Genomic DNA, 12,143 nt, shown 5'->3' on the forward strand with positions numbered 1-12,143 from the left:
CATGACGATCAAGGAGCCGGACGCCGGGCCGCCGGGCGCCGAGCCCGAGCCGGGACCCGGGCCGGGGGACGCGACGGGGGCCGCAGGGACGAGCGCCGCCGCGGTCGCCGCCGCGGGCGGCGAGATCGGCCGGGCGTCGCTGTGGCACGACGCGTGGCGCGACCTGCGGCGCCGCTGGGTGTTCTGGGGCTCGGCGGCGATCCTCGCGGTCGTGGCGGTGATGGCGGCGCTGCCGAGGCTGTTCACCGCGAAGGACGTCAACCAGGGCTGCGACCCGAACGCCGCGAAGCTCGGCCCGTCCGGCGACCACTGGTTCGGCACCGACCTCGCCGGCTGCGACTACTACGCGCACGTCGTGCACGGCGCCCGCCCGACGCTGCTCATCGGCGTAGCGGTCACCCTGTTCGCGCTGGCGATCGCGCTGGTGTTCGGGCTGCTCGCCGGATACTACGGCGGCCTCCTCGACGCGCTCATCGCACGGCTGACCGACGTGTTCTTCGGGCTGCCGTTCGTGCTCGGCGCCACGGTGATCCTGGTGGCGTTCCCCTCGCACGGCGTGTGGGCGATGACGCTGGTCCTGGTGCTGCTCGGCTGGACGACGATGATCCGCATCATGCGGGGGCAGGTCATCGCCGTCCGGGACGCCGACTACGTGCAGGCGGCGCGGCTGCTCGGCGCGTCCGACGGGCGGATCATGGCCCGGCACATCCTGCCGAACGCGATCGCCCCGGTGATCGTGGTCGCCACCCTCAACGTCGGCAACGTGATCGTGGGGGAGGCGACGCTGGACTTCCTCGGCGTCGGCCTGCAGTACCCGGAGGTCTCCTGGGGGCTCCAGCTGAACCAGGCGAAGGACTCCTTCATCGACCACCCGCACCTGCTGGTCTTCCCCGCCGTGTTCCTGTCGGCGACGGTGCTGAGCTTCCTGATGCTCGGCGACGCCGCCCGCGACGCCCTCGACCCGAAGCTGCGGTGAGCTCATGCTGACGGATGTGAAGGACGACCCCGCGCCGCCGCCCCCGCTGCTGCGCGTCGACGACCTGCACGTGCGGTTCCGCGTGCGCGGCCGGGACGTGCACGCGGTGAACGGCCTGTCGTACACCCTCGACGAGGGGGAGACGCTGGCGATCCTCGGCGAGTCGGGATCGGGCAAGAGCGTCGCCGCCCAGGCCGTCATGGGGATCCTGGACGTGCCGCCCGCCCGAGTGGAGCGCGGGTCGGTGCGGCTGCGCGGCGAGGAGCTGCTCGGCCTGCCCGAGCGGCGCCGCCGCGCCTACCGCGGCGACCGCATCTCGATGATCTTCCAGGACGCGCTGACCGCGCTGAACCCGGTGCTCACCGTCGGCGACCAGCTCCGCGAGATGTACCGGGTGCACCGCGGGCTCGGCCGGAGGGAGGCCCGGGACAGGGCCGTCGAGCTGATGGAGCGGGTGCGGATCCCGTCCGCCGCGAAGCGGCTCGGCGACTACCCGCACCAGTTCTCCGGCGGGATGCGCCAGCGCATCATGATCGCGATGGCGCTCGCGCTGGAACCGGACGTCCTCATCGCCGACGAGCCGACCACCGCGCTGGACGTCACCGTCCAGGCGCAGATCATGCGGCTGCTCGCCGGGCTCCAGGACGAGCTGCGCATGGGCATGGTGCTGATCACCCACGACCTCGGCGTCGTCGCCGGCGTCGCGGACCGGATCGTCGTCATGTACGCGGGGACGGTCGCCGAGCAGGCGCCCGCCCGCGAGCTGTACGCGCGCCCCGCCCACCCCTACACCCGGGGGCTGCTGGCGTCGGTGCCGCGCCTGGACCGGCGCGGCGCGCCGCTCGTCCCGATCAAGGGGACGCCGCCGAACCCGGCCGTGCTCCCGCCCGGCTGCCCTTTCCAGCCGCGCTGCCCCCGCGCCGAGGCGGTCTGCGCGGCGGAGAAACCGCCGCTCACCGCCGTCGCGCCCGGCCACGACGCCGCGTGCCACTTCGCCGAGGAGGTCCACCGTGCCCGACCCGAATGAGGCGCCGATCCTCCAGGTGGAGGGCCTCGTCAAGCACTACCCCGTCACCCGCGGCGTGGTGGTCAAGCGGCCGGTCGGGTACGTCAAGGCCGTGGACGGCGTCGACCTGGAGCTGCGCCGCGGTGAGACGCTCGGCGTCGTCGGCGAGTCCGGATGCGGGAAGTCGACGCTGGCGAAGCTGCTGCTCGCCGCCGAACGCCCCACCGCCGGGACGGTCCGCTTCGGCGGCCGCGACGTCTTCGCGCTGCCGAAGGCCGAGCTGCGGGCCCTGCGCCGGCGCATCCAGCTGGTGATGCAGGACCCGTACTCCTCGCTCGACCCGCGCATGACGGTCGGCGACATCGTCGGCGAGCCGTTCGCGGTCCACCGGGACGCGGCGCCGAAGGGCGATCGGCGCAGGCGCGTCCAGGAGCTGCTGGAACTCGTCGGCCTCGACCCCGACCACGTCAGCCGGTACCCGCACCAGTTCTCCGGCGGGCAGCGCCAGCGCGTCGGGATCGCCCGCGCCCTCGCGCTGCGCCCCGACGTGGTCGTGTGCGACGAGCCGGTGTCGGCGCTGGACGTGTCCGTGCAGGCGCAGGTGATGAACCTGCTCGCCGAGCTGCAGCGCGAGCTCGGCCTGGCGTACGTGTTCATCGCGCACGACCTGGCCGCGGTCCGGCACATCTCCGACCGCGTCGCCGTCATGTACCTGGGCAAGGTCGTCGAGACCGGGGACGAGACCCAGATCTACGAGCATCCGACGCACCCGTACACGCAGGCGCTGCTGTCGGCCGTCCCGGTGCCCGACCCGGACGCGCCCGGCTGGGCGGGGCAGATCCGGCTGGAGGGCGAGCCGCCGTCGCCGCTGGACCCGCCGTCCGGGTGCCGGTTCCGCACCCGCTGCTGGAAGGCGCGGGAGATCTGCGCGGACGAGGTCCCGGCCCTGGAGGAGCGTGAGGGGTCGGCCCACCCCAGTGCGTGCCATTTCGCGGCCGAGCCCGCCCTCACCGAGCGAACCTGACGCCCGCGCGGCGGCCCGGGGGAGGGGTCCGTAGGGTGGGGGCATGGGACGCAAGCGCCGGCACGGTTCCCCGCCGCGCACCTACGAGATCGCCGGCGGGGAGGCGGAGCTGCTGCGCGACGCCGACCGGGACGGCGGCTGGATGCTGCTCGTCGGCGGTGTGCCGCAGTCCTACGTGGACCTGTCCGACCCCACCTACCTCGACTTCGAGTACATGCGGCTGATCGGCGACGTGGTCGACTGCGCGGGCGCGGAGGGCGAGGCGTTCGACGCCGTCCACATCGGCGGTGCGGGCTGCACGCTGCCCCGCTACATCGCCGCGACCCGGCCGGGGTCGCGGCAGATCGTGCTGGAGCCGGACGCGCAGCTGGTGCAGCTCGTCCGCGAGCGGCTGCCGGTCAAGGGCGTCCCCGGCCTGCGGATCCGCATCGCCGACGGGCGCAGCGGCATCGCGGCGCTCGCCGACGACGCCGACGACCTGGTCGTGATGGACGCGTTCGCCGAGGCGTCCATGCCGCCCGAGCTGGCCACCCGCGAGTTCGTCCTGGACGCCGCCCGGGTGCTGCGCCCCCGCGGCGTCTACCTCGCCAACGTCGCCGACGGGTTCCGGCTGCCGTTCGCGCGCCGGGTGACCGCCACGATCCGGTCGGTGTTCCGGCACACGGTGCTGATGGGCGATCCGGGGGTGCTGCGGGGCCGCCGGTTCGGCAACCTGATCGTGGCCGCGTCGCAGCGGCCGCTGCCGGTCGCCGAGCTGACCCGCCGCGCCGCGGGCGGCATCGTCCGGGCCCGGGTCGTGGACGGCGGCGACCTCGCCGCGTTCTGCGCCGGGGCCGCGCCGCTGCACGACGGGGAAGAGATCGTCACACCCGTCCCCCCGCCCCAGGTCTTCGGGTCGTCCTGACGGCGGCGCGGGTGCGCCGCCGCGTTCCGGGCGCTCGTTCCGTCCGGCTTCCGGACGCTTCCCACACATCAAGGAGGAACCGATGATTCTCGTAACCGGGGCCACAGGCACGCTGGGCAGCCCCCTCGTACGGCGCCTGCGGGAGGCCGGCGCGGACGTGCACGGGCTGAGCCGCCGCGACAGGGACCCCGAGCCGGGCATGACCTGGCACAAGGGCGACCTGTACACCGGCGAGGGCGTCGACGCGGCGTGCGCGGGAGCGGAGACGATCGTGCACTGCGCCAGCGACCCGTTCCACGCCAAGCGGGACCTGCCCGCCGCCCGGCGGCTCGTGGAGGCCGCGCGCGGGCAGGGCGCCCCGCACCTGATCTACATCTCGATCGTCGGCGTCGACAAGATCCCCTACAGCTACTACCGGACCAAGTACGCGGTGGAGCGGCTCATCGAGGACTCCGGGCTGCCATATTCGATTCTGCGGACGACGCAGTTCCACACGCTGCCGGACATGGTCTTCAACGTGCTCACGAAGGTCCCCGGCGTGGCGGCGGTGCCGAAGGCGCTGCGCGACCAGCCGATCGACGTCGGGGAGGTCGCGGAGCGGCTCGCCCAGCTGGCGCTCGCCGCCGGTCCCGCGCGGCGCGTGGACGACATGGGCGGCCCGGAGGTGCTCACCGCCGAGGACATGCTGCGCGACTACCTGGAGGTGCGCGGCCTGCGGCGTCCCGTCCGGGTGCCGCTGCCGCTGCCGGGGAAGGCCGGGCGGGGGTTCCGGGAGGGCCACCACCTCGCCCCCGACCACGCGGTGGGCAAGCGCACCTGGCGCCAGTATCTGGAGGAGACCCACGGGCGCCGCTGACGGCGGCTTCCCCGCCCGTATCGGCCTCATCGGGCCGCTCCATGTCCCATAATCGAGCGATGGAGTCGTCCACCCGAATTCTTATTCTCGGCATGGATTCGTCGGGGAGGATTCTGCAGTTCGACCGCAACGCCGCCGCAGTTCTCTCCCCGAATGCGGACGATCTGCTGGGCGCCTACCTGGACGAAGTGATCTCGGGCGCGCGGGAGCCGCTGCTGGAGGCGCTGAAGGCCGGGCGGGAGCGCACCGCCATGCTCGCCGTGGACACGCCGGCGAGCGGGACCCTGGACGCGGTCGTGACCGTGCACCCGATGAGCGGCGGCCTGAACGGGGCGGCGGGCGGCGGGCCCGACCTCGCGGCGCTCGCCGTCATCCGGGTGCCGGTGCCGCTCGCCGACCGGTTCGTCGACCCGGCCGTCATCCGCCGCGCCCTGCTGGACGACTCGCTGCCGCGCATAGGGTCCACGCTCGACCTGGAGCTGCTGGCCCGCGGCCTGATGGACGCGCTCGTCCCGCACTTCTGCAACTCCGGCGCGCTGCTGCTCGCCGAGAGCCACATCGACGCCGACGAGCCGCCGGAGGGCCCGGACGGCCCGCAGCTGCGCCGGATGGCGATCGGGTTCGACGACGAGGACCCGATCTGGGACGCGACGTTCCCGACCGGCGAGTCCCTCGTCTACCCGCCGGGCACGCCGCACGCGCTGTGCCTGGAGTCGGGCGAGCCGGTGCTGCGCACCCTCGGCGGCGAGGGCGCGGCGAAGCTCGCGAGCGCGTGGCGCCGCCCGCCGGTCGCCGACCTGCTCAAGGGCGCGTCGATGCTGCTCCTGCCGATCGTGTCGTCGGCGGGTGTGCTCGGGTTCTTCGTCTGCACCCGCAACGCCGCGCACCGGCCGTTCGACGCCTACGACGTCGAGATCGGCATGGAGTTCGCCAACCGGGCGTCCATCTTCGTGGAGAGCGCGCGCCAGTACTCGCGGGAGCGCGCCACCGCCCTCACCCTGCAGCGCAGCCTGCTGCCGACCGGGCTGTCGGCGCCGTCGACGGTCGAGGTGAACCACCGCTACCTGCCGGGCAGCCGCCGCATCGAGGTCGGCGGCGACTGGTACGAGTCGATCGCGCTGCCCGGCGCCCGCGTCGCGCTCGTGGTGGGGGACGTCGCCGGGCACGGCGTGAAGGCCGCCGTCACGATGGGGCGGCTGCGCACCGCCATCCACACGCTCGCCGGCCTCGAACTGCCGCCCGCCGAGGCCCTGGAGCGGCTCGACGCGCTGATGGCGACGCTCGGCGAGCGCGAGCCGCACTTCGCCACCTGCGCCTACGTCGTCTACGACGCGGTCACCGGGCGGTGCGAGGTCGCGAGCGCGGGGCACCTGCCGCCGCTGCTCGCCCCGCCGGGCGCCGACTCGGAGTACCTGCCGGTGCCGCCCGCGCCGCCGCTCGGCGTCGGCGGCGACCGCCCCATCACCACCCGCGAGTTCACCGTCGAGGACGGCACGCTCCTGTTCCTCTACACCGACGGCCTGGTGGAGAACCGGGCCCGCGACATCGACGACGGGCTGGCCCGGCTGCTCGCGACGTTCGGGCCGGGCGCGGCCGCCCGCCCGCTGGACGACCTGTGCCAGGCGGCGCTCGACGGCGTCTACGACGACCAGCACCGCGACGACATCGCGATGCTGGTGGCGCGGCTCTCGCGCATCCCGGCCGACCACCACGCCTCCTGGGAGCTGCCCGCCGAGCCCGCCGCCGTCCGCCGCGCCCGCGGCCTCGTCCGCGACCGGCTCGCCCGCTGGGGCCTCGACGAGCTGACCCACTCCACGATGCTGCTGGTGTCGGAGCTGGTCACCAACGCGATCCGGCACGCGGGCGGGCGGGTCAAGCTGCGGCTGGTGCGGGAGGGCGGCCTGGTCTGCGAGGTCTTCGACTCCTCCGACGGGGCTCCCCGCATCCGCCTCCACGACGAGGACGACATGCTGGAGTCGGGCCGCGGCCTGCACGTCGTGGGGCGGCTGGCGCGCCGCTGGGGCGTGCGCCGCACCGCCGGCGGCAAGGTCGTCTGGTGCGAGCAGGAACTGCCCTGACGCCCGTGCGCCCGCCCGCCGCCGCGGCTCAGCGCAGCACCGAGATGTGCACGTGGTCGTAGTGGTTCTGGGTGAGGCCGCCGCGGTCCGCCATCGGCCGCCAGCCGCCGCCCCGCACGTTCCAGATGTGCTGCCGCCAGATCACGTACGAGATGCCGAGCCGCCGAGCGTTCGCGACCGCGTAGCGGGCCACCTGGTCGCCGTGCCGCTGCGCGCCGGCGCTCGGCATCCGCCCGCCGGTGCTCTCCATGAAGTCGCAGGCGCGGCCGTCGCCGTGGTCCTGCGGGTCGCCGGTGGCGCGGAAGCAGCCGATGACCGGGAACGGCCCGAACATGCCCGCGATCTCCAGCACGACGGTCCGCATCGTGGGCGTCATCATGTTGCCGGTGATGGGGGTGCGGTCGCCGGCCGCGCCGTCCGGCCGCCCGGTCAGCCGCGGGCGCGGCGGGCGCTTCGCGGACGTCCCCGGCGCGCGGGGCGGGGCGAGCGCCGCCACCTTCGTCCCGCGCGGCAGGATCTTCCGCAGCCGCCTCGCCAGCTTCGCCGCGTCGGCCCTCGGGGCGCTGATGACGAGCCCGTTCCCGTCCGGCAGGCCCAGCGCGCGGGCCTGCTCGCGGGACACGATGGCGTCGACGTCGCCGATGCCCATCGAGGCGTAGGCGCCGACGCGGACCTTGCCGGGGGCGGCGCTGCGCCCGGCCGGGACGACCGCGCCGAGCGGCAGCCCCCCGTCCCGGCCCTGCTCGAACGAGACGGCCAGCCCGCCGGACGCGACCGTCTGCCACAGCCGGTCGGACTCGGCGGCCGCCTCGGGCGCGAACGCCCGGAACGCCGACGGGTCGACGCCGAGCAGCCCCATCCGGCGCCCCCCGACGCGGGCCTGTGCGGCGTCCACGACGGTGAGGCCCGCGACGCCCTTGAGCCGCCGCGCCCGCTCGACGGCCCGCGGCGGCAGCGGCGACGTCCCGGCGACCAGCAGGTGCGGCGTGTAGCGGCGGGTCAGCGGCGCGACGGCCGGCGCGTGCGGCGCGGCGCCCCGGTCCACCGACACGAGGTTCCCGGGCCTGGACGGCTCGCCGCCGGCGCGGGTGGCGAGCACGGTGACGTCGGCCGCCAGAGTCGCGGCGACCGCCGCCGCCACGCCCCCCGCGAGCGCCCGTCCACCGCGCATACGACCCCGATCCCCTCGCCTTCCTTCCGCCGCATCGTAGGGGAGCGGGTCAGTCCCACCAGAACGACCAGTAGGTCTTCCCGCGGATCTCCTCCGCGTACCCGGCGAGCGTGCCCGGGCCCTGGAACAGGATGTCGGGGCAGAACGCCCAGTGCTCGGCGGCGACGTGGACGGCGTGCCGGGTGGTGACGGGCGGCGCCGCGACGCTGAGCTCCAGCGTGTTGAACCCGAGCCCGATGACGCGGGCGCCGAACCGGTCCTCCCAGCTGCGCAGGACGGCGGACAGCGGCGCCGTCCACTCGTTGTGGTTGAGGGCGCCCTGCCAGCCCACGGCGGCGAGCGCGTCCGCGCCCCGCTCGACCGCGACCAGGCCGAGCGGCAGGCCGCGCGCCGCGAGGACGCGGGCGTAGCGGTCGGCCATCGCGCCCGGGTCGTCGAGCGGCGTGCCCGCCGGGGCGGGGCCGGGGCAGTGCCGGCCGAAGGGGGCGAGGTCGTCCAGGTCGACGTCGGACGCCTGCTCGGCGAAGTCGGTCCACACCTCGTACATGAACGCGTGGGGGCTGTAGCCGGCGATCTCGCCGACCGGCTCCGGCGCGATCTGCCCGGCCGCCCACGGCTGGTCGCTCTCGTCCATCAGCAGCGGCCACAGCCCCGACCGGTGGTGCTCGGCGCGCAGCGCGGCCCACAGGTCGCCGCGGACCGGGTCGTCGCTCAGCCAGAACGCGGGCCGCAGGAGCGGCCGCCGCTGCGGGTAGCCGGGATCGGGCCAGACCAGGTCCCCGTCGGGCAGCGGCACCGACAGCGTCCGCCCGGCGGCGTCCTCGACGCCGCCGTCGAACAGCTGCGGCAGATCGCCCGGCAGGTGCCGGACCTCCACATCATCCATTTCACGCCGTTCCGGTACAGAGCATGCCAGTGGCGATCGTAACGGCGGAGAGGCCGCCAGGGGGACCGGCTGCGCGGTTCGGCCGTCCCGGGACGCAAGGTGCGGCGGGCTGCACCCCCGTCCCGGGCGCCGGCCCGGCTGCGCGGCGCCCCGCGGTCGCCTACGGTCGTCGGTGAGGTGACATGAGAAGCGCACTGGAACGCAGCGCGGCGGCGGTCCGCGAACCGGCCGCCGCCCTTCGCACCGCCGTGCCCGCGCTCGCCGGCGCCGAGCGGTCGGCCGGCGGGCACATCGGCGCCGTGTTCGCCGAGGTCGGCCCGCCGCCCGGCGGCGGCGGGCACCGCCGCGTCCTCGCCGTCCCGGCGCACCCGGGCGCATGAGGGTCCGCCGCTCCGTCCGCGCCCTGCTGCTGGACGGCGGCGCGCTCGTGCTGCTGCGCCGCACCCGGCCCGGCCGCCCCGTCTACTGGACGACCCCCGGCGGCAAGATCGAGCCCTCGGACGCGTCGCCGGAGGCGGCGCTGCGCCGCGAGCTGGACGAGGAGCTCGGCGCGGTGGCGGGGCCGGTCCGCCAGGTCTTCGCGTGCGCCGAGCAGGGCCCCGACCTGCACCGGCTCAACGTGTTCTACGTCTGCCGCCTGGTCTCGATGGACCTGTCGCGGCGGCACGGCCCCGAGTTCGACGACCCTTCGAACGGCCGCTACGACGTGGACATCGTGCCGTGCACGCCCGCCGCGCTGGCGCCCATCGACCTCATCCCCGAGACCCTCGGCGCCTACCTGCGGGACTACGCCGCCGACCTCCCCGGACTCCTCCCGTAGGTCTTGCCAGGAACGGCGGCATGTGCCAATTTTGCGGGACTTCTGTGATCAAGGAGCCTCGATGCCGCGTACCGGTCTGCGCCTGGCGGGAACCGCCGTGGTCGCCGCCGCCCTCCTGACCCCCGTGCCCTCGTCCGCGGCCGCGGTCGGCGAGGGCGGCATGTCGGCGACCATCCGCTATACCGAGTACGGCATCCCGCACATCACCGCGCGGGACTACGCGAGCCTCGGCTACGGCACCGGCTACGCGGCGGCGAAGGACGGCATCTGCCTGCTCGCGCAGGGCGTGGTCACCCTCAGCGGGGAACGCTCCAAGTACTTCGGGCCGGACGCCGCGCCGGACGGGTCGCTGTCGTCGGCGTCCACCAACCTGGCCAGCGACGTCTTCTTCACCGCGATCAACGACAGCGGGATCGTCGAAAGGCTGGCGGCCGCGCCCGCCCCCTACGGCCCGACCCGCGAGGTGCGCGAGCTCAGCCGCGGCTGGGTGGCCGGCTACAACCGCTTCCTGCGCGAAGGCCGGATCACCGACCCGGCGTGCAAGGGGGCCGCGTGGCTGCGGCCCCTCACCGAGATGGACGTCCACCGCCGCGCCTACGCCCTCGCCATGCTCGGCGGCTCCGGGATGGTCACCGACCAGATCACCGAGGCGGCGCCCCCGGGCGGCGCGCAGCCCGGGGCCCAGCCCCTGGAGAAGGCCGCGCGGGACGCCACCAAGCTGCTGGCGGACACCGGCATGGGCAGCAACGCCATCGCGGTGGGCGCGGACGCCACCGCGAACGGGCGCGGCCTGCTGCTCGGCAACCCGCACTATCCGTGGCACAACGGGCGGCGCTTCTGGCAGATGCAGCAGACGATCCCCGGCGAACTGGACGTGAGCGGCGCCGCACTGCTCGGGTCGCCGTCGGTCAACATCGGCCACACCTCGACGTTCGCGTGGAGCCACACCGTCGCGACCGGCGTCCCGTTCAGCCTGACGGAGCTCCGCCTCGTGCCGGGCGACCCGACGTCCTACTTCGTGGACGGCAAGATCGAGAAGATGACCCAGCGGCGGGTCACCGTGCAGGTCAAGCAGCCGGACGGTTCGCTCAAGCCGGTCACGAAGACCCAATGGCGCAGCCGCTACGGCCCGATCGTCACGTCCGTCTCGTCCATCGGGCTCCCGTGGACGACGTGGAACGCCTACGCGATCACCGACCCGAACTCGACCAACCTGCGCCTGGTCAACACCTCGCTCGCCCTGGACAAGGCCCGCACCACCGACGACGCCCTGCACGCGCTGAAGCAGACCCAGGGCCTCCCGTGGGTCAACACCATCGCGGCCGACTCGCGCGGGAAGGCGCTGTTCGCCCAGATCCAAGTGCTGCCCAACGTCACGAACGCGTTCGCGGACCGCTGCAACAGCCTCCTCGGGCACATCACGTTCCGGCAGGCGGGCCTCGCCATCCTGGACGGCACCCGGTCGTCCTGCGCCCCTGGGAAGGCCCCCGGGACCGTCCAGCCGGGCATCCTCGACCCCGACCGGTACCCGGTGCTGCACCGGGGCGACTACGTCACCAACTCCAACGACAGCTACTGGCTGTCGAACCCGGAGAAGCCGCTGACCGGGTTCGACCGCATCATCGGCGATGAGAAGACCGCCCGCAGCCTCCGCACCCGGAGCGGCATCGTCTCGGTCCAGGACCAGCTCGCCAAGGGCAGGTTCACTCGCGCCGACATGCAGGACCTCGTCTTCGCGAACCGCGACCAGGCGGGTGAACTGGCCGCGGCGGGGACCGTGAAGATGTGCCGCGACATGCGCCTCGGAGAGCCGTGCGACGTTCTCGCCGAGTGGGACAGGACGGCGGACGCCGACAGCAGGGGCGCTCTCCTCTTCGACCGGTACTGGCGCAAGGCGCTCTCCGCATGGGACCTGTGGAAGACGCCGTTCGATGCGTCCGACCCGGTCGACACGCCGCGCGACTTCAACACCGGCTCCTGGGCCGCCCGCAAGGCCCTGATCGACGCGGTCGACGAACTGCGGAAGTCGAACATCCCGCTCGACGCGCCTCTCGGCGACCACCAGTACGTCACGCGCAACGGCGAGAAGATCCCGCTCGGCGGAGGCACCGAGGACCTCGGCGTCCTCAACAAGATCGAGGCTCCCTGGACGCCCGGCAAGGGCTACACGGAGGTGACCACGGGGTCCAGCTACGTCCAGGTCGTCTCCTTCGACGGCGATGCCTGCCCCGACACCCGGACCCTCCTGACCTACTCCCAGTCGGCCGACCCGACGTCCCCGCACTACGCCGACCAGACCCGCCTCTTCTCTAAGAAGCAGTGGGTCACCGAACGCTTCTGCTCCAGCGAGATCGACAAGGCCCCGGGCCTGAAGGTGGTCACCCTCACGGGGAAGTGACCCGGCCGAGGAGCAGGATCGAGG

General features: G+C 74.3%; 11 protein-coding genes. 9 read left to right on the plus strand and 2 right to left on the minus strand.

Translation table 11 applies throughout. The features are described 5' to 3' along the window. Position 1 precedes the first annotated feature (1 nt). From ABTW95_RS23890 to ABTW95_RS23915, 6 genes are all read left to right on the plus strand, one after another. The gene (locus tag ABTW95_RS23890) at positions 2 to 976 is read left to right on the plus strand and encodes an ABC transporter permease (RefSeq protein ID WP_396449431.1); all 975 of its coding nucleotides are present in this window, start codon (positions 2 to 4) and stop codon (positions 974 to 976) included. 4 nt (positions 977 to 980) lie between these two features. Next, positions 981 to 2,003: an ABC transporter ATP-binding protein gene (locus tag ABTW95_RS23895; RefSeq protein ID WP_500227433.1), complete on the plus strand. Its 1,023-nt coding sequence runs from the start codon at positions 981 to 983 to the stop codon at positions 2,001 to 2,003. Then, a complete protein-coding gene (locus ABTW95_RS23900; RefSeq protein ID WP_396449429.1) occupies positions 1,987 to 3,006 on the plus strand; it encodes an ABC transporter ATP-binding protein in 1,020 nt (339 codons plus the stop codon). Before ABTW95_RS23895 ends, ABTW95_RS23900 begins: the two co-directional genes overlap by 17 nt. Before the next feature lie 43 nt (positions 3,007 to 3,049). Next, complete coding sequence (locus ABTW95_RS23905; RefSeq protein ID WP_396449428.1) at positions 3,050 to 3,910, plus strand: spermidine synthase; 861 nt, start codon at positions 3,050 to 3,052, stop codon at positions 3,908 to 3,910. A gap of 82 nt (positions 3,911 to 3,992) precedes the next feature. After that, on the plus strand, positions 3,993 to 4,766 hold the full coding sequence (locus ABTW95_RS23910) for an SDR family oxidoreductase (RefSeq protein ID WP_396449427.1): 774 nt from the start codon (positions 3,993 to 3,995) through the stop codon (positions 4,764 to 4,766). 92 nt (positions 4,767 to 4,858) lie between these two features. Continuing rightward, positions 4,859 to 6,844, plus strand: coding sequence for an ATP-binding SpoIIE family protein phosphatase (locus tag ABTW95_RS23915; RefSeq protein WP_396449426.1), 1,986 nt, complete (start codon positions 4,859 to 4,861; stop codon positions 6,842 to 6,844). Between the two features lie 28 nt (positions 6,845 to 6,872). On the opposite strand, the gene ABTW95_RS23920 is transcribed toward ABTW95_RS23915, so the two are convergent. Together ABTW95_RS23920 and ABTW95_RS23925 are read right to left on the minus strand one after the other, a co-directional pair. Next, complete coding sequence (locus ABTW95_RS23920) at positions 6,873 to 8,015, minus strand: VldE C-terminal domain-containing protein (RefSeq protein WP_396449425.1); 1,143 nt, start codon at positions 8,013 to 8,015, stop codon at positions 6,873 to 6,875. A gap of 49 nt (positions 8,016 to 8,064) precedes the next feature. Continuing rightward, the gene (locus ABTW95_RS23925; RefSeq protein WP_396449424.1) at positions 8,065 to 8,901 is read right to left on the minus strand and encodes a DUF4253 domain-containing protein; all 837 of its coding nucleotides are present in this window, start codon (positions 8,899 to 8,901) and stop codon (positions 8,065 to 8,067) included. 182 nt (positions 8,902 to 9,083) lie between these two features. On the opposite strand from ABTW95_RS23925, the gene ABTW95_RS23930 reads away from it, so the two are divergent. The 3 genes from ABTW95_RS23930 to ABTW95_RS23940 all read left to right on the plus strand — a co-directional run bounded on the left by ABTW95_RS23930 (position 9,084) and on the right by ABTW95_RS23940 (position 12,119). Continuing rightward, positions 9,084 to 9,281: a hypothetical protein gene (locus tag ABTW95_RS23930; protein ID WP_396454487.1), complete on the plus strand. Its 198-nt coding sequence runs from the start codon at positions 9,084 to 9,086 to the stop codon at positions 9,279 to 9,281. Continuing rightward, a complete protein-coding gene (locus tag ABTW95_RS23935) occupies positions 9,278 to 9,721 on the plus strand; it encodes an NUDIX hydrolase (protein WP_500227434.1) in 444 nt (147 codons plus the stop codon). The genes ABTW95_RS23930 and ABTW95_RS23935 overlap by 4 nt, the downstream gene beginning before the upstream one ends. 61 nt (positions 9,722 to 9,782) lie before the next feature. Then, the gene (locus tag ABTW95_RS23940; RefSeq protein WP_500227435.1) at positions 9,783 to 12,119 is read left to right on the plus strand and encodes a penicillin acylase family protein; all 2,337 of its coding nucleotides are present in this window, start codon (positions 9,783 to 9,785) and stop codon (positions 12,117 to 12,119) included. Positions 12,120 to 12,143: the final 24 nt, after the last annotated feature.

It is taken from the genome of Spirillospora sp. NPDC127506 (assembly GCF_040302145.1).
Lineage (GTDB): Bacteria > Actinomycetota > Actinomycetes > Streptosporangiales > Streptosporangiaceae > Spirillospora.